General features: G+C 39.3%; 1 protein-coding gene and 6 tRNA genes. All 7 read left to right on the top strand.

Annotation, left to right across the window (positions count from 1 at the left end):
- Nucleotides 1–23: 23 nt before the first annotated feature.
- A tRNA-Phe gene (locus L2747_RS21315) sits at nucleotides 24–99 on the top strand.
- Nucleotides 100–150: 51 nt separating this feature from the next.
- Nucleotides 151–226: transfer RNA gene (locus tag L2747_RS21310), tRNA-Thr, on the top strand.
- Nucleotides 227–957: 731 nt separating this feature from the next.
- Nucleotides 958–1,033, top strand: a tRNA-Phe gene (locus L2747_RS21305).
- A gap of 51 nt (nucleotides 1,034–1,084) precedes the next feature.
- Nucleotides 1,085–1,160, top strand: a tRNA-Thr gene (locus L2747_RS21300).
- A gap of 316 nt (nucleotides 1,161–1,476) precedes the next feature.
- Nucleotides 1,477–1,629 carry a hypothetical protein gene (locus tag L2747_RS21295; RefSeq protein ID WP_249000914.1) on the top strand — a complete coding sequence of 51 codons (153 nt, stop codon included), beginning with the start codon at nucleotides 1,477–1,479 and terminating at the stop codon, nucleotides 1,627–1,629.
- Between the two features lie 586 nt (nucleotides 1,630–2,215).
- Nucleotides 2,216–2,291, top strand: a tRNA-Phe gene (locus L2747_RS21290).
- A 51-nt stretch (nucleotides 2,292–2,342) separates the two neighbouring features.
- Nucleotides 2,343–2,418 (top strand) — tRNA-Thr (locus L2747_RS21285).
- Nucleotides 2,419–2,443: the final 25 nt, after the last annotated feature.

The raw sequence follows: 2,443 nt of genomic DNA, 5'->3' as shown, positions 1-2,443 counted from the left end.
TTTACTTAACGTAATACTTAGTTGCCCGAATAGCTCAGTCGGTAGAGCAGAGGATTGAAAATCCTCGTGTCCCTGGTTCGATTCCGGGTTCGGGCACCAACATTTATTAATGAGTTTCACTATTTACTTAGTAACTTGTTAAGCAAATAAGCCGGCATAGCTCAGTTGGTAGAGCAACTGACTTGTAATCAGTAGGTCCCGAGTTCGACTCTTGGTGCCGGCACCATAAAAACAAAAAAGCCACTCAATGAAGTGGCTTTTTTGTATCCTATTTTTGAACCGGTTTAAATAGATTTCTTAATTCCAGTTTCTAAACTAGAGTGGGTAACCTTTAAGATCCGTTTATCCAAATAAACACTTATCTTGGGCTGTATTTAGTGGGTTGTATATAGTGCTTTCTATTTTTAACCTCGTCAGTTCCGGCACTGCAAATGACTAGGGCTTAATTACCATTATTCAAGCTTTATAAGGTGGCTGATTTAGAGAAGAACTTAACCTCCCCTAACCGTTCAAATTCTCCCAGCTTTCCTGGTATCAACAACCTAAGCGCTCAAAGATCCACCGCGCAAACCTGGCCGCTAACTCTAAAATTTACTTCATCAGAAAATCGCTGTACGAATAGTGAGCGACCTATTACTTCAAAATGGCTTTTATGCTACCCAACGCATATTACTTTTATCTTACTCATCGATAAAATGGCCAACTGTTAGCTAAAAAACAACCACAACATATACTGCTATTCGCTCAAGCCAAGTCATTTCAAGCCCGATAAAGCGCAAAAAATAACTAAAACATGGCTAAATTAGCAATAAAGTCTATTTGTTGCGCAATCAAACCACTAAGCACTTGCACCACAAAAAACATCGCTATATTATACGCGCACTCCAAACGAGACAGGCTTTTAAGTCAGCTAGTTTGTAGTAGCAAATCTAAGGTTTACTTAAGTAATACTTAGTTGCCCGAATAGCTCAGTCGGTAGAGCAGAGGATTGAAAATCCTCGTGTCCCTGGTTCGATTCCGGGTTCGGGCACCAACATTTATTAATGAGTTTCACTATTTACTTAGTAACTTGTTAAGCAAATAAGCCGGCATAGCTCAGTTGGTAGAGCAACTGACTTGTAATCAGTAGGTCCCGAGTTCGACTCTTGGTGCCGGCACCATAAAAACAAAAAAGCCACTCAATCGAGTGGCTTTTTTGTGTCTAAATTTCGATTAAATGAACCAATTAGATATCGCTAACTATTCCGCTTTTCACCTATTCACTAGTTATTGCTATGTGCCAAATGATTTCATTACACATTAACTTAAAAGTTAGCGAACGATCCTCACTCTAATTGGAGTTTTATACCAATGAGTATAAGAAGTTGATCTTCTCAGAGCTATTTTGGCAAACTAATTCAAGGCGAATAACTGAAAGAATGGTTATTCCCTTGTGAAGTTATTCTCGCAGAAGTAGGCAGCCAAAAGCGCTCCAGAATGGCGAATTTTAGCGGCTCTGATACTGCGTTAACAAGCTTGAACGTAGAATCACTATGCTCTTCACTCGTTGCAAACCACATGGATGTGGTGAATGTCATTAAAGCAGGAGCACTTAATGACCTTGTCTCAGTGCCGCTAAATTCTCGCTGAGCGACCAAATCTTTATACTAATTGGTATTAACTCAACCCAAAACTGAGATTTGGTTTATGTTTGGCGATTTGCCTGTTCTGGATCTTATGAATCCAAATTCAGACTATTCACGGCGGGTTCTAATTTGCAGATAAACAACTTAAACATACACACCAGAGATATAGCCAAAGCAAAACCTCAAACAAATGTAATTTTGCCTAGAGACCAAATTATCGCAAAATCACTTTAGTCAACAATGAATAAAATCAATCAGTAGCAACTGAGTACTGGCCTACTAAAAAATAAATATACTCTCGTTTGGCTGATTGTATTTTACACATCTCACTGATTGGCAATTATTAGCTTTCATAAAAGCCCCTTAACAATGACAGCTACAACAACCATTCTCGTATAGATTTCATTCGCAATGCTCAATCATGCGTCGATTGAGCGGTCAATTTAAGAAAACTTAGCAAAACATTCTAAAAAGCACTTGCACGCTATAAAACATCGCTATATTATACGCGCACTCCAAACGGCACAGGCTTTGAAGTCAGTTAGTTTGCAGTAGCAAATCTAAGATTTTACTTAACGTAATACTTAGTTGCCCGAATAGCTCAGTCGGTAGAGCAGAGGATTGAAAATCCTCGTGTCCCTGGTTCGATTCCGGGTTCGGGCACCAACATTTATTAATGAGTTTCACTATTTACTTAGTAACTTGTTAAGCAAATAAGCCGGCATAGCTCAGTTGGTAGAGCAACTGACTTGTAATCAGTAGGTCCCGAGTTCGACTCTTGGTGCCGGCACCATAAAAACAAAAAAGCCACTCAATGA

The sequence above is a fragment of the Shewanella marinintestina genome (assembly GCF_023283845.1).
GTDB classification, from domain to species: domain Bacteria; phylum Pseudomonadota; class Gammaproteobacteria; order Enterobacterales; family Shewanellaceae; genus Shewanella; species Shewanella marinintestina.
Note: the sequence above shows the minus strand (reverse complement) of the source record. Positions and strands in the feature narration are given on the sequence as shown.

Excerpts from the sequence above, each read along its gene's own strand:
- L2747_RS21295 (WP_249000914.1), top strand. The coding sequence starts at position 1,477 with ATGGCGAATTTTAGCGGCTCTGATACTGCGTTAACAAGCTTGAACGTA.